Consider the following 24,458-nt stretch of genomic DNA (forward strand, 5'->3'; position numbering starts at 1 on the left):
TCCTTAAAGAAATCATAAGATTTTGGCTTAATGGCTGCAAGTCATTTCAATAGCAAATTTCCTTTAAGAATCCTACTCATTCCTTCATTTTTCGGATAGATTGATTGAATTTAAAGACTTTTTAACCTATAATGTTATTGATATTATGAAAGGAAATCTCTCAATGAAATTCTATTCCTATGACTATGTGCTAAGTCAGATTAGCCAACAAAACTGGGTTATGGTTGCCATTACTGCAGGACTTATTTTAGTGACCGGTGTATTTGCTTTTAAAGCCTTCAAAGAACGCCATGATACTAAGTTTCGTGAACTCTCTATTATTTCTATTTTAACCTTAGTTGCCGTGGTTCTAATTGCTATCAGTAATTTCCAAAGCAATCAATCTAACAACGACCAATTTAGAGCATCTCTTCACTTTATCGAGGTTGTGTCTAAAAATCTTGACGTTGATAAGAGCAAGGTTTATGTCAATACTTCTACTACTACAGATGGCGCTATCCTCAAAGTTGGAAACAAGTACTATCGTGCCATCTCAGGTTCAGAACCTGACAGCTACTTGCTAGAACAAATAAAACTTTACAAGTCTGATGTTGAACTCGTGGAGGTTAAAAAATGACATCTTTTTATCTTACTGTTGCAATTAAACTAGCTTTGGGGCTTATTTCACTCGTCTTTGTTATCAATTTAACAGGTAAAGGAAACCTAGCACCTAGCTCAGCTACTGACCAAGTACAGAACTTTGTTCTTGGTGCAATCCTCGGTGGTACAATTTATAGTAGTACCGTTTCAATCCTCCAATATATCGTGATTTTGATTATTTGGACGATTTTGATTTTACTTCTTAAATGGCTCATCACCAATATTCACTTTATCAAACATTTGATTGACGGTAAACCAACCGTCATCATCAAACAGGGTCAACTAGATCCTGAAGCTTGTCGCTCTATAGGACTTTCAGCTTCTGATGTCGCTTTAAAATTACGTTCTCAAGGAATTTTTCAACTCAAAGAGGTTAAACGTGCAGTTATTGAACAGAACGGCCAATTGATTGTGGTTCGTGCGGGTGATGAAAATCCGAAATACCCAATCGTTACTGATGGGGTCATTCAAACAGAAATTCTTGATACTATTGGTAAAACGGAGGATTGGTTAAATGAAGAGCTTCAAAAAATGGGATATGAAAACGTTTCGGATATCTTTATTGCTGAGTACGATAAAGGAAACATTAATGTCGTTACTTATTAAACAAACCACTTGCATTACCGTTTAATATTGTCTATAATGGTATCATCATAAAAAGGAGGTTCTACTATGGGAATCGAAGATAAATTAAATCAAGCTAAAGGCGCTCTTAAAGAGGGTGCAGGTAAACTGACTGGCGACAAAAAGACTGAAATCGAAGGTGCGGTTGAAAAAGTTGTAGCAAAAGCAAAAGACGGTCTCGAAGATGTTAAAGAAGGCATTGAAGGTGCTGTTGAAGGCCTTAAAAATAACTTTAAAAAATAAGACAAAAAAGAAGTTTTCAAGCCATTTGGCAAGAGAACTTCTTTTTTTATTTGTTTTCTAAACTAAAATTACTAACGAGAATGCTTGCTTCCTTTAAGTGCAAATGATGCTGTCATAAGTACAGCCCCTAATGCACCTAATCCCAAGCTACTCACATCACCAGTATCTGGTAACGTTGATTGGTTTGCTTGGCTACTTTGTGAACTTTTAGCAGACTGATTAGCCTTAGAGCTTGTATGTTGTTTCTGGGCAAAATTAGTTTGTACAACTGAGCTAACATTTTCCTTTTGACTCAAGCTTGACTGACCTTTTGATGCTTCAGAAGTTTGATTTTGAGTAGGAATCTTATTCAACTTCTCAGCAGTCTCTTGATTTTGTTGTTGGGTGCTACTTGTCTTATCTGTCCTTGCCTGTGCGGGCTGTACTTCTGCTGACTGATTTGCAACTGCTACTTCAGACATCAATGATGTTACTTCAGGGTCTGAAGCATTAGTCCTTGATGAGCCTTGAGCTGATGGGCTTGTGCTACTTGCTGTCGTAGAAGTTGTGCTACTCACATTTGGAGACGTTGAGTTACTTGTTTGACTTGCAAAGTTTGGTGGAGTTGGACGTCCTGTATTAGACGTCTGACTTGTTGAACTTGTAGTACTTGTGCTAGACGTATTCTCAGAACTTATTGAACCAGATTGGCCCCATGGTGTGTTAATGCTACCAGTATTAGTTGAGCTTCCGCCATAGCTAGTCGGTCCCCCATAGCCTCCGAAATTATCAGACATTGAGGTATTGTCAAAGCTTCCACCTGGGAAGCCACCCATTCCACCTGCACCAGGACCGTTGTTTGTGCCTTCTTCAGTAGCTGTTGCAGTGGCACTTGAACCACTTGAGGTCGTGATGGTATAGGTTTCACCCGAAGTTAGACTCTCGGTACTAAAGACTACATTTCCAAATGAAGACGTCGCTGTCGTTGTGGCAACAACATTTCCAGAGCTATCAGTGACTGTGATGGTGTCCCCTGCACTACCTGAAATGTTGGCCATGATATAAGATTGGCTCGAACCCGTTGTAAAGGCCTGAGCCATTCCTTGGTTACCAATAGCCCATACAGTACCACCCGAGATAATACCTGTCCCATCATAGTCGATAGCGGCATTATCTGCACTTGTCTGAGCGACATAGAGAGAACCACTTTTAACTGTCACATTCCCGTTACTGTCAATACCATCACCGTCTGCTAGGATTGTAACCGTTGCACCGTCAATATTGATGGCAACTTCATTTTCCAAATCAGAAGTCGAGTTGGTTAGGCTTGAAGTGTCTGCACTGTCCTTGGTCGTCCACTCAGTGGCGTTAATACCGTCATCTCCAGCAGTGATGTCAACAGTTCCACCTGTCAAGTTAATATAACGTCCTTCAAGGCCTTCGTCACCTGCCACGACCGTTACTTTAGAATTGCCTTCAATGGTCAATTCATCCGTAACCGTGATACCTTTATCAGTCGCATTAATCGTTACCGTTGAGTCGGTAATTGTCAAGTCACCACTATTCACATCTGTTTCGTCTTCGACTTGAATACCATCATCAGTTGCCGTGATGTTGACTGTGGCATTTTTAATGGTTACAGCTGTCGTTGCATTGATGCCATCCTTGGCCTCAGAAGTCAAATCAAGCGTTACAGAGTCAACCGTTACACTGTCAGCCTTAATGGCGTGCTTTTCAGTACTTGAAAGGGTCAAGCTACTTCCAGTACCGCTGGTGATGGTCAAAGCTCCCGCTGCTTCGATGGCATTGGCAGAGGTTGAAGAAATGGAACTGTCTGAAAGGACATTCACTGTCAATTCTGCTGAGGAACTAGAAGTGATTGAGGAATCTGTTAAGGTCACTCCATCCAAGTAGATTGTAACTGGATCCGTCACACTACCAGCCACAATAATAGTGTAACTTGAGCCATTACCTGTTAGAGTATATGAACCTGATTGATTAATGGTAACGGTAGTGCCGTCAACTGTTACTGTGCTACTATCACTTGTTACCACAGTTGTCCCATTAAAGGTAATCGTGGTCGTTGTGCTTTCTGAATCATCACTGCTAGACTCAGTTGTTGTTGTCTCAGATGTAGTATCTGAAGCATTGTTGGTTAAAACTGAAGCTGTCTCTGAAGCAGTCGCTTCAGTGGAGCTTGTGCTTGTATGAGTGCTACTGTTTTCATCTGTAGTAGTTGTAGCCGTTTCTGAAGTTTCATTAGTTGTTGTTGCAGCAGTTTCAGAAGAACTTGCTTCTGAAGTTGAGGATGTGCTTGACTGATTAGATATTTCACTACTTGACGATGTATCTGTTGTGTCGGATGTTGAACTTGTTGCTGACGAAGCCGTGTCGGATGTCGTAGTTGTAGTACTTGTATCAGTGTCTGTACTTGTCTCACTAGTATTTGACGAATCTTCTGTCTGAACACTTTCTTCAATCAAGTCGGCAGTGGTTTCACCCGTCGTAACCGTTGAGAGTGTTGACTCGGTATTAGTCTCATCGGCTGAAGCCTTATTTTCGTTTAAGATGACCGAGCCACCAAAAATTAAGCTCGCTACTAGGACTGAACCTGCTGTTTTCCATTTTGATGATTTTTTAATGGCGTAACGTTCTTGTGTTTGTTTCGTATCTTTGTATGTCATATCTTAGACCTCTTTCTTACTTTTGAGATGCCTCTATTAAACACGAGCAACCTAAGACAAGACTTAAAGAAAGGTTAATCTTTCCTTAAAGTAAAAAGTCCCCAAGATATTGGGAACTTTCAATCTATAGGATAAACTACTCTAAATTCTTCCAACACAACTAGACTGTCCTGACTAAAATGTAATCCAACCTCTTCCAACCATTTGCTAAAGAGATCCTCATGAAGCTCTCGCCAATAGGTTAACCTACGGTCTCCTTCACTTTCATTATACCAAAAACGCTAGGCCGTCTGACCTAACGTTTTCATCTTAATACTTCGAATGTTTGTAACCGTAAAAGGCATAGATAGCTGACCCAATTAGCACTGCCAAACCAAAAGCTAACCATGTCTGCCAACTGTACTGACTCATAAAGGAGAGGCAGACGATAATTGAAATAATGGGCAAGACAGGAACAAATGGAACCTTAAACTCTTCCTTCTGTGGCAAGCCCTTGTCCTTACGAAGAATAATGAGAGCAATAGCCAAGAGGACCAAGTAAGCCAAGGTCGCAATGTTAACCAAGGATGCCATATTGGCCAAAGAGAAGATACCTGCTGAGATAGCTGACAAAGCACCTGTCAAAAGTGTCGCATGATGTGGAACCTTATTAGTCTCTGAAACCTTTTGTAAGGTTTGAGGAAGGAAACCATCACGCGCCAGGCTATAAACCATACGACTAAGGGCATAGGCCATTGAGATACATACCGTAATCAAGGTCATAATAGCAACCACAGAGACATAGTTGGCCGCCCAAGAAATACCGATATAGCGAAGGGCATAAGCCACAGCATCATCAACATTCAACTTGGTATAGTGAACAACTCCTGTCAAGACCAGCGAAACCACGGCATAAAGTGAAGCCACGATAATCAAGGCAAGAACGATACCTCGAGGAACGTTCTTTTGCGGCTCTTTAATCTCGTCTACTGTCATAGAGATAGACTCGAAACCAAGGAAACCAAAGAACATGAGGGAAGCACCCGCCATAATTCCTGTCTTTCCTCCATAAATTTGCCCAAAGCCAAATGGTGCAAAATCTGCCCAGTTGCTAGGATTCAAATGGAAGAGACCCACTAAGATAAAGACTGCTAAGGCTGAAAACTTGAGCACTACCAAAAGTGAGTTCAAACGTAAAGCCTGTTTAGAATTCATGAGAAGAAGAGCCGTCACCAGGACCAAGACCAAGACTGGCAAGAGGTCAATGTAAGTGCCTTGACTGGGATTGAAAGGTCCACTGATGGCTTGAGGCAACTTAAGACCAAAGCTAGCCAGTAGCCCCTTGAGGTAGGCACCCCAACCAGAGGCCACACTGGATACAGCATTCATAAAGACAATCATGGTCAACCAGCCACCCATCCAGGCAGGATACTCCCCCCAGACAGCATAGAGGTAACCATAGACACCACCGGCTGATGGGTAACGTGAGGCAAACTCAGCAAAGAAAATCGCTGACATCCCAACACACACGGCTGAAATCAAGACCGAAATAATCAGGGCAGGACCAGCCAGAGTCGATGCCGCGGTACCAGTAATCGTAAAGATTCCTGTACCAACCATAGCACCGATTCCCAGCAGGACCACATCCCTAAGGGTCAGATGTCGTTTCATCTCAGTCTGAGCGAGACCGACATCCTTTTTACGAAAAATACTCATTTTTATACTCCATTTTTTGCGAAATACCGAACTATTATACCATATTTCTTGGTCTAAATGGGCCTTTTTCTGTATTTTTATACTTTTATTGGTGAATGCTATGCCAAAAATGGGGACTCCTAATGCTTACTTTTTAATTTTCCATACATCTCGATTAAAAGGAGCTTGCTAAAGTGGTCATTTATCATTCTTTTTTCTTTCTCAAATCCTTACCTAGAAAGAATTTTCAATTTTTAGAAAAAAACATGAAAATCTTATGAATGCGTTTGATTCTTCTAATGAAAGATGTTAGAATGGGGTCATTAAAAAGGAAAAGGGGAACTTTTATGGAAAATAAAGTTCATTTTAAACTTCATAAAGTGAAAAAACAATGGGTTACCATTGCCGTGTCTGGTTTGGCACTTGGTGCCTCATTGATTGGAGTTAGTGTCTCTGCCGACGAACAAGCTGCAAATCAAGTTACCTCAGCTAGCACACCTGAAAGTGTCAGCCAGGATCCTGATCTTGTCGTCACAGAAACAACTGTAGCTACGACAAAAGCTGATCAAGTCGCAACCAATAAGGCAACTGATACAACTGCTACTGTTACAACTGATAAGCAGCCAGTCCTTAAAGAAGACCAAGCAAGTAGCACTTACAATTTGTCTAGTGGCGAAACGAGAACTGCTGCTTCAACTTCAGAAACAGCTAACACAGCTACTGAAGTAAACAGTCAAGCACCAGAATCTGTTGAAACTACTGTCGTTTCTGGCGGTCAATTCAAGAGCGATGCTGAGGGCAACTGGTACTACCTTAAAGACGGCAAAAATCTGACAGGTGCCCAAAACGTTGACCATTTCGACCTTTATTTCCACGAGGATGGCAAGCAAGCCAAGGGTGAGATTATCACTGAAAATGGACAATCTTTCTACTATGATAAAGCCAATGGACGTAAGGTAACCAATACCTCTATCAACATCGATGGTCAAGCCTACAATGCTGATGCCCAAGGTCGTTTGACAGCAGTTCTACCTGAAACGAACAAACGCAACCAGTTTATTGAAGACAACAACCACAACTGGTATTACCTCGGCAAAGATGGGAAACCCGTCACTGGTGCTCAGAATATCGATGGCTTTAACCTCTACTTCCACGAAGATGGTCGACAAGCTAAAAACGAAATCGTCACTATTAATGGTGATAGCTACTATTTCGATAAAGACAATGGACGTCGCGTAACAGGTCTACAAGCTCTTAACAACGTCAACCATAAATACTTTGGCTTTTACTACTTCGACAAAGATGGCAAGATGGTCAAAGATGACTTCATCACTGAAAATGGAAATCTTTACTACTTTGATGCTACTGGTAATCAACCTAATTTTGTCTTTGTTTCGGATAATGCTGGAAACTGGTATTACATCAATGACTTCAAGGCAACTAAAGGCTTCTCAGCCCCATTTGGTTTCCAAACCGAATTTCTAGACCGTAGCCAAGCTCACTACAAGACAAGTGTTCAAAACCTGAACGGACAACAGTATTACTTTGACCCTAAGACTGGTATTATGGTAACCAACCGTTATGTTTCTGACGATAAAGGGAATTGGTATTACTTTGGTAAAGATGGTAAAGCGCTTCATGGCTTTCAAACAGTAGACGGTAGCCTTCACTACTTCAATGACAATGGTCAACAAGTCAAAGGGGACTTCCTTTACTACGGTAACGATATCTACTATTTCGATAAAGATAATGGAAATCCAGTAACTAACCAATTTATCAATAAAGACAACTCTTGGTACTACTTCGGATCTGATGGTAAAGCCGTGTCTGGTTTCCAAACCATTAACGGTCAGAACCTTTATTTCCACGAATATGGTGTCCAAGCCAAGGGACAACTGGTTACCATTGACGGCAAAACCTACTACTTCGATCCAAATACAGGTGACAAGTGGGTTAATCGCTCACTTACCTTAAACGGTACGGTCTATAATTTTGACAATAATGGGGTGGCGACGACTAAAGCTGACCAAACCACAAATCGAAACCAATTTGTTCAAGGTAGCGATCAAGAATGGTATTACTATGATGCTAATGGTAAAAAGGTCACTGGTTTCCAAACTATTAACAAGGACCTCTACTACTTTAACGATAAGGGCCAACAAGTCCGAGGTGCTTTCTTTACCCTAGGTGATAACCAGTATTTCGCTAACAGCGAAACTGGTGCTGTTCTACGTAATGCCTTCTACCATGATAAATCTACTGGGCGTTACGGTGACTTCTCTGAAAACATCTACTACGCTGGCAATGATGGTGCCTTCAAGACAGGCTGGTTTGAAGTTGATGGCAACCGTTATTATGGTAGCGACTATTCTGATGACGACACACCTAAAGGAAACCTCTACACAGGAGTTATCAACTCTCAACTCTTTAGCCCAGATGGAAAACTCTTGACAAACGGTCTCTATCCTGAGTTCAAGCGTACTGGTGAGAATTCGTATGAACTTGAAGGTGTCTATGTTACAGATGCCGACGGTAATATCAAAGAAGGTCCTTATCAATATGATGGTAAGATTCTTGGATCTAAATATAGTAACGTCCGCCAATCACAATGGTCAACTTTTGACGAATGGGATATTCTTAATGGACACCTCTACCATTTCGACTCAACACCTATGACCTTCACAGCACCAAATGGCCAAAAAGTGACCACAAACGTTGCCATTGCAACAACTAACAAGGCCCTTACTTATCGTGGCGTAACCTTTAATTTTGATGCCAAGGGTATTGATGCGGCAAAAGAAAAAGCCATCCACTTTGACCAATTGCAGACGGATCGTAGCGGTACAAGTTATCTCTATGAAAATGGTCAAAAAGTCACTGGCTTGAAGACATTTGATGGCGTCACTTACTATTTCTATGAAGATGGCCGTCAAGCCAAAGGCACAGAGGTCACAATCAATGGTAAGACTTACCAATTTGACCAATTGACTGGTATCATGACACGTAATGCCTTTTCAAAATCATACAACTACGAAGGTTCTCCACGCTTCCCATACTACCCAACACGCTACTATGGCAACGACGGAGCTGCTCTTACCGGTTGGCAAACCATCGACGGCAAGAACTACTACTTCCGAGCTAGCGGAAACCTTGAAACAGGACGTTTTGTCATCGGAGACAGAGCCTATAATGCTGATGACAATGGTGTAGTCGCTGACCGCAAGGGTGAACCAGCTTATCGCAATCGCATTGTCTACGATAAGGGCGATAACTACTATTACAATGACAAAGGTGAGAAAGTGACCGGCTTCCAAGAAGTTGATGGTAAGGTCCTCTACTTCGACGCTGAAGGCAAACAAGTCCTAGGACGCTTTGTCACAGTCGATAACTACACCTACTATTTGGACCCTAAAACAGGTGAAAAATACTCTAACCGCTCTGTCCTCATCGACGGTAAACTCTATACCTTCGACAAAGACGGACATGTGGTGAAGTAAGATTAGATGAAACCGAGACGAAAGTCTTGGTTTTTTTGTGGGAGTTAAGGACTATATAAACTAACATTACATATAGGAAACATAAAATAGGCTGAGAAATAACCTCAGCCTATTTTATTTATACAAGAATTATATACTCTAATTACAACTTATTAATGATGGATCAAATCATATATTCCAAATCATAACTAGCATCAGAAAGAATACGTGCCAAAAATTGTTGGGTACGTTTTTCTTTTGGTCTGTAAAAAATGTCTTTTGGACTCCCCTCTTCGATGACATGACCACCATCCATGAAAACGACATGATTAGCTACATCTCGTGCAAACCCCATCTCATGAGTCACAACTACCATTGTTGTTCCTTCATGAGCAAGTTGTTTCATGACATCCAGAACATCCCCAACTAGTTCTGGATCAAGGGCCGATGTTGGTTCATCTAACAAGATAACTTCTGGTTTTACTGCTATTGCTCTAGCTAAACCAATACGTTGTTGTTGTCCTCCTGAAAGTTGTGATGGGTAGTAATCTTTAAAATCCAGAAGACCAACTTTTTTAAGTGCTTCTTCAGCAATCTCTTGCGCTTCACTTTTGGGAACTTTCCTAGCAATCACTAAACCTTCCAAGATATTCTCAATGGCAGTCTTGTTTGCAAATAAATTGTAATGTTGAAATACAAAAGCTGTTTTCTTTCGGATATCTAAAATATCTTTCTTTGATAACTTATCCAAAGAGTAGTCCTTACCTGAAATTGTTAATTGACCTCCATCAGCTTTCTCCAAATGATTAAGGCAACGTAAGAAAGTTGTTTTTCCTGAACCTGATGGTCCCAAGATGACAACCACATCTCCCTGTTTCACTTGTAGATTGACATCAACAAGAACCTGACGATCTCCAAATGTTTTTGATATATGTTTAGCTTCTAGCATAGTGACTCCCTCTATGTAAATTGCAATTTTCTTTCTCCAAAGTTAAAGAGAACTTGAATGATACCACAAATGATTAAATATAAAATGAAGATGACAAAATAAGATTCAAAATATTGATATCCATATGCTGCTTCGACTCGTGCAATTGCGGTAATATCTTTTATCGTCATAACAAAGACAAGTGACGTTCCTTTTACAATATTGATAACTAAGTTACACAAATTTGGAAGAGCGGCCTTAAGTGCCTGTGGAAAAACGATTCTCAGATAGGCTTGTCTTGTTGTTAAACCTATGGCTTGTGCAGCTTCTAGTTGACCTTTATCAACAGTTAGTAATGCTGATCGAATGATTTCTGATAAGCTTCCTGTTGTCATCAAGCTATAGATAATAAAGGCATAGTAAAGCGGATTAACTTTGAAGACATCTATGTGACTCCCAATACCTTTAAAAAACTGATTTAACAAACTAGGGAACAAACTATAAAAGAATAAAATTAAAAGAATTGGAGGTGTTGCACGAATAAACGCAAGATAAACAATTGAAAAAGTCTTAACACCTCGTACCTTATAAATTTGACCCAAAGCGAGAAATAAAGCAGGTAGAAAACTCAATAGAATAGCCACAACCATGATTCCCAGTGTTACCGGAACACCATATAAAGCCTTGATAAAGGTATCTATAATAAAAGTAATATTCATTTTTTACCTCTCTTTTACACTCAATTGTTGCTCTGCTATCCTAGAAATCAACGATAGAATTAATGCTATTCCCCAATAAACAAAGGCAACAGCTGTATAAGTCTCCAAAGAATAATTTCCTAAATGGCGACTAATCAAAAGGTTCCCTTTGCCCATAACATCAATAAAACCAATCGTATAAGCCAAAGCTGCATCGCGCATAAGGTTAAGTATAGCTGTTGTAATATTTGGTAAAGCAACCTTAAATGCTTGAGGGGCGATAATTCTTACAAAGGTTTGTTCAGAAGTAAGCCCAATACTAAGCCCAGCTTCTAATTGTCCTTTAGGGATTGCTTGATAAGCTGCTTTAAATACTTCTGATATCATTGCTGAGAATAGGAGAACCATAGTCACAAGAACAAATATCAATTTGGACCAATCATTAATATCTAATCCTAACCACCAATTAAGAAATTCTGGAACTCCGTAAAATACTAAAAATAGCAACACAATCGGTGGGGTACAGCGTAAGATAAAAACATATCCCTTAGCCAAATTCTCTAAAGCTTTATCCTTAGAAAGGTTTGCCCAAGCAACTAATCCTCCTAATAACGACCCAAGTAAAGTCGTTAATAAGATAACCAATAATGTCATCGGTAAGCCCTTTATGATTTCAGGTAATGCTCCAAAAACTTTTGAAATGTCATAATTGACCATAATTTCTCCTAACTAAACTCACTTCAGAAGCTTATCAAAACATCCTACTTTACGACGTTACAATTACTTATTTGTCTACGTATGAGAAGACATCCTCACCAAAGTATTTTTTAGATAACTTTTCAAGTGTACCGTCTTCTTTTAGTTCCTTAATTGCCTTAGTATATTCTTTTGAAAACTCTTCATTCTTACTATTACGATGCAAGAGTGGATAGGTTGGAATTCCTTTATAAGGGAACCAAGTCAATTTATCTGCATATTGATGATACGCTCCATCTTTATCAGTTACAGCCTTTTCAAAAGATAATTTAATATCAAAGTAAGCATCATAACGATTTTCCAGAACCCAAGCATAGGCATCTGAAACTTGGAAAGATTCCGCAGATGTCAACTCGATTGGTTGATCTTTATGTTCATCGTTGTAGTCTTTAATAACATTCCACTGAGCATTTTGTGGTGAGATTGGCACCAATCGACCATTTTGTTTTGCAAAGTCAGAGATATTTTTATATTTATCTTTATCATCCTTACGAATGGTAAATCCAATAATACTTGCTCCAATTGGATCTTTAGGAATAATAAATTTTTTAGCACGTTCATCTGTATACCACGCGCCCTTAGTACCAATGTCATATTTACCTGACTCTAAACCAATCAAAAGGTCATCATCACTTGTTCCAGTATATTCAAATTTGTACTGTGGAAGCTTTTTATCAATTTCCTTTAATACAGCTACCTCATAGCCATCAGAATTACCATCCTTATCAACAAAATCATAAGGAACATAGTTTTGAGTATGGGCAACTTTTAATGTTGTTACCTTTCCAGAGTCTGATTTTGCTTTTTTATCTCCTGTTAAGCTACGTCCAATAACTGTAGCCCCAATAAGTGCTACAACAACTGCTCCACCAATAATCCATGTCTTTTTACTCATATTAATCTCTCCTTTTTCTTACAAAATTGCTGCTTCACGTACCCATTCAATACGCTCATGGTTAATATCACTTGGAATCGTGCAATCAGCACCAATGATTAACCCATGAGTTCCAGTATCAGCAATAATCTCCCTAACCTTTTCTTGAATAGCTTTTTTAGTTCCAGTATATAGAAGACCATCTTTTCCATTTTCAAACCCACCAAGAACTGTACGACCTCCAAAAATGTTACGGCCTTTTGCCAAACTAATTCCCTCAGGACCAACCGCCCAATTAACTACCTGAGCAGGATAATCTTTAAAGAGTTCGATGTTATTGCGGGCCCCTTCGTAGCCACAAATATGTAGGATATTGTGACCCTTGGCCTCATTGGCTGCATCTAAAACCTTTAATTCACTTGGAGCAATGATTTCCTTATAAATCTCAGCGCTAACACGATTATCTTGAATACTTTGAACACTTAGGTAAATACCATCAGCACCAGCTTCTTTAATCACTCTCTGACTAAGACTTGCAATGTCTTCTCCAATAACATCTAAAACATGCTTTAAAGCTTCACGGTTCTCCTCAATGTAATCTGCGATAGTATCATCTCCACCTGAAACCTTTCCAACTAACCATTTAAAATAAGTAACCGGAGCGAAGATATTGTAAATTGCAACAATATCTTCAGGAAAATCAGCAATCAAACTTTTTACAAGTTCAACTTGAGCAGAAATCCAAGGATGATTTGCACCTAAAGGTTCAATTGTTTGCAAATCACTGATTGACTTAAAGTCTTTAAAAGCAGGCTGTGGGTATGCAAAGAAACCATCACTCATCAATTTAACAAAATCGGGTTTGACTTCTTCAATAAATTTTTTATGACCAGCTTTATTCTTATCAATAATTTCTGGATTTTCAAAACCATGTAACCACTCGTCTTCAGTAGTAAAATGATGCCAAAATCCCACCGGGACACGATCAACACTTTCTCCACGAAATGCTTTCAAAACTAACTCTCTTTTTTCTGACATAAGAATCTCCTTTTCTCTTATCCTAATATCAACAGCTAATGAACATACCTAAAATACTTTTAACTCCTATTATCACTAGCTGCTTCAAAACTGAATGACATTATCTTATCAGAGATTATCACATCCGAAAAATAAAGAAATTTTATCCTGGGTTATAAATTTAATTTATGAGTGTAACATTCAAATCCCGTTTAAACCTTGTGTTATATACTCTAGAGCAATATATCTCCATTTAGTATCATCACAATTAGTAATAAGTAAACCTAAATCAAAGATAAAGAATTACTATCACCAACTTAATTTAGTCTCTATTCTTCCCGAATAACCCTTCTCTGACTAACTTTGCTATAATAGTCTCAAATAAACCAAAGGAGATTTCCTATGACAACCTTATACGATTTTACAGTTTCAGATCAAGCTGACCAGCCCGTATCCCTAAATGATTATAAGGGCAAGGTCGTCTTAATCGTCAATACAGCAACAGGTTGTGGTTTAACGCCACAGTATCAAGGTTTGCAGGAACTTTATGACAAATACAAAGACCAGGGTTTCGAGATTCTTGATTTTCCTTGTAATCAATTTATGGGGCAGGCACCTGGTAGTGCTGAAGAAATCAATACCTTCTGCACCCTCAATTACCATACAACCTTCCCTCGGTTTGCCAAAATCAAGGTCAATGGTAAGGAAGCAGAACCACTTTTTGATTGGCTAAAACAAGAAAAATCTGGACCTCTTGGGGCTAGAATTGAATGGAACTTTGCTAAATTTTTGATTAACCGTGAAGGTCAAGTCGTCGAACGTTTTTCTTCCAAAACTGATCCACTAAAAATGGAAGATGATATCAAGGCTCTTCTTAGTAACTAAAAATAAAAAACGAGAGTGAAACTAAAACGACAATCTTTGACTGTCGCTAGTTCTGCTCTCGTTTTCTGCGTTAAGAAAAATAGTATAGAAAGAAATTTCGCTTTATTTTAGAACAAAGCTGTCAATGCTGTAATTAAACCAAAGATAATACCTGGTGCATTGGCCGCAGCAAGGGGAAGGTCACGTTCTTTTTTAAAGAGACCATAGTAAACCCAAAGGCTACAGTTGACTGCAGCTACCAATGGTTGGATAAAGTTTCCTTTATGACCAGACAAATTGTCCATGATTTGTGGTACGTATGATACATACATCATAACTGACATGAAGGTTGCCACCCAACCAAGGGTTTTCATTTGTTTATCTGACATTCGAGACTCCTCTTTCATAAAATTCTTTTTGCCTTGTACATCTAGAAATATTTCAAGACATGTTTTAAAGCACTAAAATTAAAACAGTGTCTATCATACGCTTTAACAATAGAGAATGCAAGAATTTCGGGACAATGTTAAGAAGATGTAAACTATCACAAGATTGTGATAGTGCATTTAGTCTCTTATGTAGCGTTTTCATAGTAGAAAAAGACCTCTTAAAGAGGTCTAAAGTCAATCAATCTACTATTTTTTCTCATCAAAAAGCACTGATATTAAGGATTACTGTCATAAATCATTCAGCTAAGAGTACTTCTTTAATGGTTTGCTTTTGGAGTTTTCTGTTGGATAGATAAAAGAGGCTTTCGTAAACCACAGCAAAGCCAAGCAAGGTCCAGAAGCAAACATTCCAATCAAAGTTATGCTCAATCTTTTCAGGAACTGTATCTTTGATTACACCAATCAAGATTTCCATGATGCCATATTGATAAACCGTCCCAAGAACAAATCCTAAATAGGCCCAAAAACGATAGGGGGCGAGAATATGATCTTGGCATTCACGATTTGTGTAGCCAAAAGCCTTCACCAAGGCTAAGGTTTCGCGACTTTCTGAGACGACAATCCCCAATGACAAAAAGAGAATCGAGAAAGAAAGAATTAAGCCAATCATAATCATCATGGTTTGGATGATGTCATCTGTGTAATCTCTTAAGCCAAAGGACAATTGAACCATGGCTGCAAAACACATGGAGCCAAAGACAACAAAAAACAAGATAGATTTCCTCCCCCAAATCAGTGACGAAGACAACTCTTTTAAGAAGGATTTGTCTTTCTTGGAAGCCCTCTTTTTCCTTTTGACCTTGATCGGACTTGGGGACTTTTTCAATAATCGAAGAGCCGGCGTTTGTAGTTGTCTTCTAGCATAGCCAATCGCGAGAAGCATAAAGAAGGTCGTTGGTAGGATTACCAAAGCAAGCAAGAGCTGCCAGTGAAAATGAATGGTGATTTCTGGCAGAATCCCCTTTTCATTGCGGAAGTCATAAAAATGTCCCATCATGAGAAATGAAGCAAAATAGCCAAGAAGTGCTCCAGCTCCAAAACTGAGTCCAAAGGCCCAAAATCGTTTAGCCAACTGGCCATTGCTGTAGCCCAAAGCCTTTAAAATTCCTAATTGTTCCTTGTGGTCATCGACAAATTGTTTGATATAAAAACACATGAGAAGGACCGACGTCAAGGACAAGACGACTCCACTGACCATGGCCACCATCCAGGAAAGCGAAACCTGGGCATCATAGTAGGTCTGAATCATCGGATTGATTTTCGAAATCTCCAACTGCTCGATATCTAGGTAAAAATTCAAGAAGAGATTAGCCACAAAGACCGCACAGGCTCCAATGATACTGACGACAACTAATTTTCGAATATCTTTTACTGAAAACATGGCTTACCATCCAATCTCATAGGCAGTCTGAGGTTGATCATTGGTCACAACTTCGGTAATTTTGCCACTATTGACACGAATGATGGTTCTGGCCATATCCGCAATATTTTGGTTGTGCGTCACCATGATGAGGGTGAAGCCCAGCTTTTCCTTTAACTTCCAGATATAGTCCAGAATCTTGCGCCCTGTTTCTTCATCGAGAGCTCCCGTCGGCTCATCTAAGAAGAGAATCTCTGGCTTTTTGGCCAAGGCACGAGCAATGGAGACTCTCTGCTGTTCCCCACCAGACAATTCACTCGGATATTTGTCCAGCTTATCGCCAAGTCCCAAATCCTCGATGATCTGCAAAAAATCATTATTGTCTGCCAGGTCAGCTCCCATCTTTACATTTTGTCTGACCGTTAGATTCGGCAATAGATAATACTGCTGGAAAATAAAGGCAATCTTCTCACGTCTAAAGGCTGTCAATTGAGCATCCGTGAGTTGTGATAAATCTTGTCCTTGAATGAGGATATGCCCCTCGTCTACCTTTTCTAATCCTGACAGCACATTTAAGAGAGTTGATTTCCCAGATCCAGAAGGGCCTAGGATAACCACATCATCCTGGTCTTGAATCTGCAAATCAATCCCTTTTAAAACCTTGGTTTGGCCATAGCTTTTTTGAACATTTTCTAGTTGAATCATTTCTTTCCTACCATTTCTTTGATGAGAGATTGACAAACTTCTGTCAGTAATCCAATCACTTCTTCCATACTGAACTGATAAATACCAGAAGCAACCATAGAGGCCATCCCGTGTGAGTAGATAAATAGATGCTGGTACAGGCGACTAGCCTCCTCTAATGTCAACGGATAGTCTGCGACAATCGAATCCAGAACCAATTGGTAACTATGATCCTTCATGGGAAGAAATTCTTGAAAGCGACGAATCGGATCTTTGCTAGGATTTTGGAAAAGCAATTGAAAAAGTTGGGGCTCTTTTGAGGCGAAAAGGATATAAGCAACCCCGACAGACCGAAAAGGCTTCTCGTCTTCTAAAGCCTTGCGTATATACTGCACCACTACCATTTCCGCAGCAACAATAACTTCTGCTTGTAACTCAGACATATTAGCAAATTGCCCAAAAATGACTCTTGGTGTAGCTCCCAGTTTCTCAGCTAATGCCCTAGCCGTCAAACTAGCCATGCCCTCTTCTCTCACCAATTGTAAAGCCGTCCCAATCATAGTCTCTTTACTAAATTTAACCTTTGGTGGCATAAGATCCCTTTCTCGCAACAGTTGTTGCGCAACATATGTTGCATAAAGAATACCATAACAAAGAAAGAATTGTCAAGAAAAATCCGTAAAGCATAAAACAAAAAAACCAGCCCACTGATACAAGTGAAGTCTGGTCTACTAATAAATATTCTAAGGCAAATCATTACCTGCAGCCAGGTAGATTTGGTACCATTCCTTGCGCGTTAGGGTGACTGTTGCTGCTTTCCCCGCTTCAAGGACATGCTGGGGTTTGGTCGTGCCGATGATGGCCTGCATCTTACCCGGATAACGAAGTACCCAAGCCAGGGCGATAGCTGTCGGAGTGACCTGGTATTTTTTCGCCAAGTCATTAAGGACGTGATTAAGGGCCGCAAACTCTTCCTTGCCGACAAAATTTCCCTTGAAAAAGCCATGTTGGAGGACAGACCAAGCTTGAATCACCGTATCGGTTAAGCGACAATACTCAAAGACACTGCCATCTCGCACGGCTGCTTTTGGCCCTTCCATATTAACGTGAAAACCAGCCTCAAAGCTCGGTGTAAAGGCGGCACTCAACTGCAACTGGTTGACCTTGAGAGGCTGTTTGACAGCCGTTTTGAGCAATTCCATCATCATAGGATTTTGATTGGACACCCCAAAATGACGGACCTTGCCCGCTTGCTCTAAGTGATCAAAAGCTGCTGCCACTTCTTCAGGCTCCATGAGAGCATCCGGTCGGTGAAGGAGGAGACTATCTAAGCGCTCGATTTGCAGACGATCGAGGATGCCATCGACGGAGTCCAAAATATAGTCCTTAGAAAAATCAAAATAGGTAAAGCCGTCTTTGCGAATCCCACACTTGGACTGGATCCACATCTGGTCCCGAAGATCCGGACGGCGCTTTAGAACCTTCCCCAGCAGGACCTCACACTGGCCATCGCCATAGATATCCGCTAGGTCAAAGGTGTTGATGCCAATCGACAAGGCTGCCTCCACCAAGGCCTCCACCTCATCTTCACTCATCTGACTGATCCTCATCATCCCAAGGACAATCGTGGACAGACGCTCATTTTCAGCAAACTCAATATACTTCATGTCCGCCTCCTTTTCATTCTACTTTCATTATAAAGTAAAGAAGACCAAACAGCAATGATTTCACAAAGCAAAACACCTCCAGTATCCACTGAAGGTGTCTCTTTTAACGATAGCTTAAAGCTTTTTTAACAGTCTTGACTAAACCTAGATCATCTGTTTGTAAGATGAGACTAGAATAGATTTTTCCAATGATCATGGTGCCGAGGAGCGTGAAGGCCAAGGCAATTCCGAATGACCCCCATGATTCAAGTCCACTTGCATAGCCATTGATGGTACGGAATGGCATGAAGAAAGTTGAAATGAATGGAATGTAGGATCCAATCTTCAATAGAGGGACATCTCCTGCGCTACCCAAGGCAGTCACTCCAAAGAATCCAACCATCACTAACATCATCAGAGGAGAGATGGCCTTTCCTGTATCTTCAGGACGAGCAACTGTTGACCCTAGGAAAGCTGAAAGAACGACGTACATGAAGATTCCAAGAATGATAAAGAAGAAGGTATTCAAGGAAATGGATTGTCCAATATGTTGGGTGATAGGTGAGTCTGGAGATAAAATATCTTTCACAAGAGGAATGGAATCTCTAAAAATCCAAACGCCTCCCAAGCCAACTGCATAGATACCAATATGGGTAAAAATCACTCCGAAAAGACCAATCATGCGAGCATAGAAATAGTGAGTTGCACGAATGCTTGAGAAGACCACTTCCATGATCTTGGTTCCTTTTTCACTGGCTACCTCTTGAGCAGTGATACTTGAATAAAAGATCAGAATTATGTAAAGAAGAAAACCGATACCTCCAGCTACCATGGTCTGCACCATTTTCAGTCCTTCTTTCTTCTCATCAATTTTTTCAGTCAATGAGACCTGTTGAGAGAGGGCTGTTAACTGCTCTTGGCTTAAATCCGCCTTAGAAACATTGAGCATTTGTTGGACCTGACTCAATTTAGCCATAAGGACTGATTTGAAATCTGGCTTCATGGCATCCTCACTTTGGTAGCGAGCCTCTAGCTGGCCATCCTTTTCTTCAACTGTGAGGATTCCCTTGATCTCTTCCTCTTTCATGGCCTTCTTAGCTGCTGCTTCATCCTTATAGTCAAAGGTCAAGCCATCGGTTCCTTTCAAGCCTTCCTTGACAGGAGCTTGATCTGTTATCAAGGCGATATTGCTTTTCGCAGATGTAGATGAGCCAACGAAGTAGTTCAAACCAATCGACAATCCAATAAAGAGAAAGGGAGAAAGAACCATCAGGAAAAAACTCCATGATTTCACTTGACGTAGATAAGTTTCTTTGATAACAATCAGCATTTGTTTCATACTTCTACTCCTGATTCTAGTTTAAAGATTTCATCAATGGTTGGGGCTTGTTGGTCAAAGGTTGCCAGATAGCGACCCTTGGTCAACTGATCAAAGAGGACTGGACCTGCTGTTTCATCATCCAATACCAACTTCCAAAGGCCTTGCTTGGTCATGGTCACCTTGGTCACATGAGGCAATACTTCCAACTCCTCTTTACTGAAGTCATTGGATACAAAGAGACGAGTCTTCCCGAAGCTATTGCGAACTTCTTGTACAGGACCTGAGAGAATTACAGATCCATCACGAATCATGACCAACTCATCACAGAGTTCTTCCACATTGGTCATGACGTGGTCAGAGAAGATAATGGTCGCCCCACGTTCTTTTTCTTCAAAAATGACCTGCTTGAGGACTTCTGTATTGACAGGATCCAGTCCACTAAACGGCTCATCCAAGATGATCAATTTTGGCTCATGGATCATAGTAATGATCAATTGAACCTTTTGCTGATTCCCTTTTGAGAGGCTCTTAATCTTATCGGTTAATCTCCCTTTTACTTGGAGTTTTTCCATCCAGATTGGAAGTTTCTTCTTGACCTCAGCAGTTGACATGCCTTTGAGATTAGCAAGGTAACGGACTTGTTCGTAGACGGTCAACTTGGGCATGAGGCTCCGCTCTTCTGGCAGGTAGCCAATTTCCTTATAGGTTTCTTGACTGATTGCTTTGCCATCCAATTGGATATCACCACTGTAGTCAAGGAAGCGGAGGATACTATGGAAGATGGTGGTCTTCCCTGATCCGTTCTTCCCGATCAAACCTAAGATAGACCCTTTTTTCGCAGTCAAGTCAATCCCGAACAAGACTTGCTTCTTGCCAAAGCTCTTCTCTAAATTTCTGATTTCTAACATAGATGACTCCTCTACTCTTTATAATAACGTTTGGTAATCTTGTACTGAGAGACCAAGATATAGACATAAATCAGTGATACCACTACTAATGCTAACAAGATATCTGTATGGAAAGCAATGCCAACTAAGAATATCGCAATTAAGGAAAGCGGTAAGACATAATTGCTTAACTTGACGACCACTTCGAAATTTTCCTCGTAGCTAATCTGTTTTTCTGCTTCATCCATCATACTCATCGTGAATTCACGCACTTCCTTGGTATTGGCGTTGCGAGGAATCGGTTTTCCATAAAGCATATGGAAGGTCTTGCGAAAGAAGATATCTGATAAGAAAAATAGGACAATCAAGACAAGAAAAAGATAGAGCATGGTAAATGTTCCAAAGATAAAAGCTAAGTGCCCTGTGGAAGGTCTATCCATATACACCCATTGACTATAAAAGATGATGACTAAAAAGTATGGCAAGATCATGACTCCTTTAAAAATGGTCGCTAACCCAAACAGTTTTTTCTTCTGGATGTCATAGTGATAGGCTTCCTCTTCGTCTTCTATCTGGAGCATTTTTTGATGGACTTTTCTCGCGCTTATTAGTAAGGCTATCGTGACCATAAACACGATAAGAAACAAAAGTATTGAACCCCAAAGGAGTCCTTCTTTACTAAAGAAGGATTGGATTTCAAGGAGTTTTTCGGATCCGAACATGCCTGTCAAAAAACCAATGACTCCTCCAATCAAGCCGGAACCTGTGATGATTCCGACATTTCTCCAAAACCGGTAACGAGCGGATCGTTCTTGTTGTCGCTTTTTCATATTATTCCTCTCCCTCTACTAAACTAAAGACATTCTCCACTGGTTCATTGAAGACCTGGGCAATAGTCATAGCGATAATGACAGAAGGTGTATACTCACCACGTTCCAAGAGACTGATGGACTGGCGCGAGACCCCTGCTAGCTTGGCTAGCTCGGATTGGTTGAGACCATCACGCGCCCTCAGCTCTTTCAGTCGATTTTTTAAGATCATGGCTTTCGCCCCCTTATAGTTGAATACCCTGAATATCTTCGATGCGAACTAACTTGGTTTCCCTCTGTTGTTTATGATTCACACGAGTCAGTTTGACCCAATCTTCATCGATATCTATAATTTCATACTCAAATCCACCACCATCTACTGTAACAGTGGCCGTTTGGCCTTTCAATTCTTCTAAAAGTCTAGACATGTCTTGATTTCCTTTCACTTGTTTTTCTAATCGTCTGATGCGTTTGTTCAACCTTTTTATCTTCTTTTCTGAGTCCGTATAAATTAGAATCAGAAAAGGGATAAATAAAATCCACATGCCTCCCATAAGAATACCTCTCCTTCTTTATCTAAAACCATTGTAACGCTTCTTTTTATTTTTGACAAGTATCTTTATCAAAAATAAAAAGAATGTTGTCAAAGTTATTAAAAATATGATATCAATAGCACCTCTTTTCGAAATCTTTTGTAGTATCCCTCCTTCGATAAACTAATTAGAAAATCTACATTTCAACTTCACCTCTTAAAACAAATCCTTAAAATCAACCATCAAGATCTAGCAGATTTTTTAGTATTCAGTTCGCCAATTTAGTGGGAAAGATTTTAAAAAATTAATGGGCATGCTACCGCGATAATAAATCATTAATTAATCCGGTCAATTCAAAAAAAGACCAGTAGTGAATACAAGTACTTGGAAGTTTGGAGAATTGTCTTAACCTAAGCCTAAAAATTAAAAATCGAGGGAGCCAAACCTTACTCATGGAACTTCTTTGAAGGTCGCTGACATTCGCTATCATCTAAGGAAAGTTTTTAATTTCAAGCTATAAGTTTCCTTGGGTATTACAATTTTTGAGATAGAAAAATAACAAGATTTCTCAATCCTGCTACTTTTTTGTCTTATCATTTTGAAATTCTTTAGTCATAGTACAGCCAATCGCCAAACTGACTGCCTGAGCTAAAGTGATTACTTGTCGCCAAAAACTTTGAAACGACCTTCTGTTTGGATGTCTTTATCTCCTGCTGGTGCTACGATTTGACCAAATGGTGCTTGAGCACGGAGTTTCCAGTTAGCCGGAATGTCATATTTATCAGCTAATTGTGCATCAACAAGTGGATTGTAGTGTTGTACGTTCATGCCGATATTCTTCTCAGCCAAAGCCAACCATGTTGCATAAAGGGCGATTCCATGACCTTGCTCTGACCAAATTGGGAAATTTTCAGCGTATAGTGGGAATTGCTCTTGAAGACCTTTCACTACATCTTGCTCTTCGTAGAAAAGGATTGTTCCCTTAGCTTGAGCAAAACCTGCCAAACGTTCTTTTGTTGCCTCAAAGGCTTCTGCTGGCGTTACTTTTTCAAGCTCTGAATAAGCGATCTCATTCCAGAAAGCATCTGATTCTTCATCCAGCAAGATCACCACACGTGATGTTTGTGAGTTGAAGGCTGTAGGTGTGTTAAGGACAGCTCCTTGAATGGTTTCAATCAATTCTTGGTTAGAGAGCTCAAGGTCTTTTCCCAAAGCATAGATTGAACGGCGTTTTGTTTGTAAGTCTGTAAAGTAGGTCATAGTTATTCCCTCTTTCTTTATGATAAATAGTAATTGTTAAAATTGTTAAGCTGTTTTGTAATAATTTTGATTACAATAACCATTATAGCCGTTTTGAATGTAATGTCAATAGTTACGACTCAAAAAAATCACTAATTATTAATATTTTTTCTTACGCGTGTCAAAATACCATCCTTATCCTCTACTGTTAACTCATTAGAAGATAACCATTTGACCTTCGCTCCACGATTGTTAGCACGTTCTACAATGCCAATCAAATCTTCCTTCTCTTCCACTTCAACAACATAATAGGCTAATCCAGGCATATCTTTATCACGTTTGGCTAATTTTTTCCCACCCCATTCATTGACAGCCAAGTGATGATGGTAATCACCTGAAGCAATCCAACTAGCACTTGGAATGGTAAACTTATCCGCTAGCTTCAAAACATCCTGATAGAAAGTCCTTGCTAGCTGACTATCTTTGACCGATAAATGAATATGCCCCATGCGAGTATCCTTAGCTAGCACAAAAGGCTCAACCTTGCGTCCCATCTCGTAAATTTCTTGAGCTGATAGTTCTTCAGTTACACCAACGATGCGACCATCCTCACGAATATCCCATTCAGCAACCGGCTTGTCTCTATAAAGCTCAATACCATTACCTTCAAGGTCTTCCAAATAAAGGGCTTCACTATAACCATGGTCAGCAGCCCCGACAAAAGGATAGTCCAGCTCGGCAATATGTTTGAAAACATCTGCCAAATCCTCTCGAGACGGCAACAAGATTGCCATATGGTAAAGACCATAACTTGACTTGACCGCTTCCTCACGATTGGTCTGAATCAGATGGACCAAAGGTTTGTTTCCAGCTCCTAAAATAACTTCCCTTTCCGTTTGGGTTTGAATTTCAAGTCCAATAATCTGTGTATAAAAGGCCACTTGACCAGCCAAGTCCTTCACATTTAAAACTGCCTCTGCTAAATAAATCTTACTATTATATGCGTAAACCATGTTCTTTCTCCTTTGTTGTAATTATATATATTACATTATATTCATTCTTATTGTAATGTCA

General features: G+C 40.0%; 24 protein-coding genes and 1 pseudogene. 5 read left to right on the top strand and 20 right to left on the bottom strand.

From position 1 onward, the window contains the following. Positions 1-163 precede the first annotated feature (163 nt). The 3 genes from A6J31_RS05605 (at position 164) to A6J31_RS05615 (ending at position 1,506) form a co-directional block, all read left to right on the top strand. Positions 164-616 carry a DUF3290 family protein gene (locus A6J31_RS05605; protein WP_002885310.1) on the top strand — a complete coding sequence of 151 codons (453 nt, stop codon included), beginning with the start codon at positions 164-166 and terminating at the stop codon, positions 614-616. Then, positions 613-1,245 carry a DUF421 domain-containing protein gene (locus tag A6J31_RS05610; RefSeq protein ID WP_021143946.1) on the top strand — a complete coding sequence of 211 codons (633 nt, stop codon included), beginning with the start codon at positions 613-615 and terminating at the stop codon, positions 1,243-1,245. The genes A6J31_RS05605 and A6J31_RS05610 overlap by 4 nt, the downstream gene beginning before the upstream one ends. 66 nt (positions 1,246-1,311) lie before the next feature. Next, on the top strand, positions 1,312-1,506 hold the full coding sequence (locus A6J31_RS05615; protein WP_002891254.1) for a CsbD family protein: 195 nt from the start codon (positions 1,312-1,314) through the stop codon (positions 1,504-1,506). 71 nt (positions 1,507-1,577) lie between these two features. Here A6J31_RS05615 and A6J31_RS05620 read toward each other — a convergent pair whose 3' ends face one another. The 3 genes and pseudogenes from A6J31_RS05620 to A6J31_RS05630 all read right to left on the bottom strand — a co-directional run bounded on the left by A6J31_RS05620 (position 1,578) and on the right by A6J31_RS05630 (position 5,864). Continuing rightward, a complete protein-coding gene (locus A6J31_RS05620; RefSeq protein WP_080610648.1) occupies positions 1,578-4,169 on the bottom strand; it encodes a carbohydrate-binding domain-containing protein in 2,592 nt (863 codons plus the stop codon). A gap of 119 nt (positions 4,170-4,288) precedes the next feature. Continuing rightward, positions 4,289-4,381 (bottom strand): annotated as a pseudogene (locus tag A6J31_RS11850) (RNA-binding protein); the annotation flags it as partial. Between the two features lie 97 nt (positions 4,382-4,478). Next, positions 4,479-5,864 carry an amino acid permease gene (locus tag A6J31_RS05630; RefSeq protein WP_080610649.1) on the bottom strand — a complete coding sequence of 462 codons (1,386 nt, stop codon included), beginning with the start codon at positions 5,862-5,864 and terminating at the stop codon, positions 4,479-4,481. A 326-nt stretch (positions 5,865-6,190) separates the two neighbouring features. On the opposite strand from A6J31_RS05630, the gene A6J31_RS05635 reads away from it, so the two are divergent. Next, the gene (locus A6J31_RS05635; RefSeq protein ID WP_080610650.1) at positions 6,191-9,340 is read left to right on the top strand and encodes a KxYKxGKxW signal peptide domain-containing protein; all 3,150 of its coding nucleotides are present in this window, start codon (positions 6,191-6,193) and stop codon (positions 9,338-9,340) included. 163 nt (positions 9,341-9,503) lie between these two features. Here A6J31_RS05635 and A6J31_RS05640 read toward each other — a convergent pair whose 3' ends face one another. The 5 genes from A6J31_RS05640 to A6J31_RS05660 all read right to left on the bottom strand — a co-directional run bounded on the left by A6J31_RS05640 (position 9,504) and on the right by A6J31_RS05660 (position 13,613). Next, positions 9,504-10,268: an amino acid ABC transporter ATP-binding protein gene (locus A6J31_RS05640; protein ID WP_021143941.1), complete on the bottom strand. Its 765-nt coding sequence runs from the start codon at positions 10,266-10,268 to the stop codon at positions 9,504-9,506. An 11-nt stretch (positions 10,269-10,279) separates the two neighbouring features. Then, complete coding sequence (locus A6J31_RS05645) at positions 10,280-10,966, bottom strand: amino acid ABC transporter permease (protein ID WP_004182287.1); 687 nt, start codon at positions 10,964-10,966, stop codon at positions 10,280-10,282. 3 nt (positions 10,967-10,969) lie between these two features. Then, positions 10,970-11,662 carry an amino acid ABC transporter permease gene (locus A6J31_RS05650; RefSeq protein ID WP_080610651.1) on the bottom strand — a complete coding sequence of 231 codons (693 nt, stop codon included), beginning with the start codon at positions 11,660-11,662 and terminating at the stop codon, positions 10,970-10,972. 67 nt (positions 11,663-11,729) lie between these two features. Next, the gene (locus tag A6J31_RS05655; RefSeq protein ID WP_073688569.1) at positions 11,730-12,596 is read right to left on the bottom strand and encodes a transporter substrate-binding domain-containing protein; all 867 of its coding nucleotides are present in this window, start codon (positions 12,594-12,596) and stop codon (positions 11,730-11,732) included. 18 nt (positions 12,597-12,614) lie between these two features. Continuing rightward, complete coding sequence (locus tag A6J31_RS05660) at positions 12,615-13,613, bottom strand: uroporphyrinogen decarboxylase family protein (protein ID WP_021143939.1); 999 nt, start codon at positions 13,611-13,613, stop codon at positions 12,615-12,617. A 381-nt stretch (positions 13,614-13,994) separates the two neighbouring features. On the opposite strand from A6J31_RS05660, the gene A6J31_RS05665 reads away from it, so the two are divergent. After that, positions 13,995-14,477 carry a glutathione peroxidase gene (locus A6J31_RS05665; protein WP_021143938.1) on the top strand — a complete coding sequence of 161 codons (483 nt, stop codon included), beginning with the start codon at positions 13,995-13,997 and terminating at the stop codon, positions 14,475-14,477. A gap of 107 nt (positions 14,478-14,584) precedes the next feature. Here the strand turns inward: A6J31_RS05665 and A6J31_RS05670 are convergent, their stop codons facing one another. The 12 genes from A6J31_RS05670 to A6J31_RS05725 all read right to left on the bottom strand — a co-directional run bounded on the left by A6J31_RS05670 (position 14,585) and on the right by A6J31_RS05725 (position 24,397). Then, complete coding sequence (locus A6J31_RS05670) at positions 14,585-14,845, bottom strand: SemiSWEET family transporter (RefSeq protein WP_002885327.1); 261 nt, start codon at positions 14,843-14,845, stop codon at positions 14,585-14,587. Between the two features lie 295 nt (positions 14,846-15,140). Continuing rightward, positions 15,141-16,286: an FtsX-like permease family protein gene (locus A6J31_RS05675; RefSeq protein ID WP_080610652.1), complete on the bottom strand. Its 1,146-nt coding sequence runs from the start codon at positions 16,284-16,286 to the stop codon at positions 15,141-15,143. 3 nt (positions 16,287-16,289) lie between these two features. After that, complete coding sequence (locus A6J31_RS05680; protein ID WP_080610653.1) at positions 16,290-16,970, bottom strand: ABC transporter ATP-binding protein; 681 nt, start codon at positions 16,968-16,970, stop codon at positions 16,290-16,292. Beyond that, the gene (locus A6J31_RS05685) at positions 16,967-17,542 is read right to left on the bottom strand and encodes a TetR/AcrR family transcriptional regulator (RefSeq protein ID WP_070578783.1); all 576 of its coding nucleotides are present in this window, start codon (positions 17,540-17,542) and stop codon (positions 16,967-16,969) included. The genes A6J31_RS05680 and A6J31_RS05685 overlap by 4 nt, the downstream gene beginning before the upstream one ends. 150 nt (positions 17,543-17,692) lie before the next feature. After that, a complete protein-coding gene (locus A6J31_RS05690; protein WP_080610654.1) occupies positions 17,693-18,616 on the bottom strand; it encodes an aldo/keto reductase in 924 nt (307 codons plus the stop codon). Positions 18,617-18,719: 103 nt separating this feature from the next. Beyond that, positions 18,720-19,934 (bottom strand): ABC transporter permease, encoded by a 1,215-nt coding sequence (locus A6J31_RS05695; protein WP_049528047.1) that lies wholly within the window; start codon positions 19,932-19,934, stop codon positions 18,720-18,722. After that, entirely contained in the window at positions 19,931-20,824 is an 894-nt protein-coding gene (locus tag A6J31_RS05700) for an ABC transporter ATP-binding protein (RefSeq protein WP_049528044.1), read from the bottom strand. The genes A6J31_RS05695 and A6J31_RS05700 overlap by 4 nt, the downstream gene beginning before the upstream one ends. 11 nt (positions 20,825-20,835) lie before the next feature. Beyond that, complete coding sequence (locus A6J31_RS05705; RefSeq protein WP_080610655.1) at positions 20,836-21,633, bottom strand: DUF3169 family protein; 798 nt, start codon at positions 21,631-21,633, stop codon at positions 20,836-20,838. Between the two features lies 1 nt (position 21,634). Then, a complete protein-coding gene (locus tag A6J31_RS05710; protein ID WP_080610656.1) occupies positions 21,635-21,844 on the bottom strand; it encodes a helix-turn-helix transcriptional regulator in 210 nt (69 codons plus the stop codon). A 13-nt stretch (positions 21,845-21,857) separates the two neighbouring features. Further along, a complete protein-coding gene (locus A6J31_RS05715; RefSeq protein WP_049528035.1) occupies positions 21,858-22,166 on the bottom strand; it encodes a hypothetical protein in 309 nt (102 codons plus the stop codon). 636 nt (positions 22,167-22,802) lie between these two features. After that, positions 22,803-23,405 carry a nitroreductase family protein gene (locus tag A6J31_RS05720; RefSeq protein ID WP_049528032.1) on the bottom strand — a complete coding sequence of 201 codons (603 nt, stop codon included), beginning with the start codon at positions 23,403-23,405 and terminating at the stop codon, positions 22,803-22,805. A 131-nt stretch (positions 23,406-23,536) separates the two neighbouring features. Beyond that, positions 23,537-24,397, bottom strand: a complete 861-nt coding sequence (locus A6J31_RS05725; RefSeq protein WP_049528030.1) for a VOC family protein — start codon at positions 24,395-24,397, stop codon at positions 23,537-23,539. Positions 24,398-24,458 lie beyond the last annotated feature (61 nt).

This window comes from Streptococcus sp. FDAARGOS_192 (genome assembly GCF_002073815.2).
In the GTDB taxonomy this organism is placed as follows: domain Bacteria; phylum Bacillota; class Bacilli; order Lactobacillales; family Streptococcaceae; genus Streptococcus; species Streptococcus salivarius_H.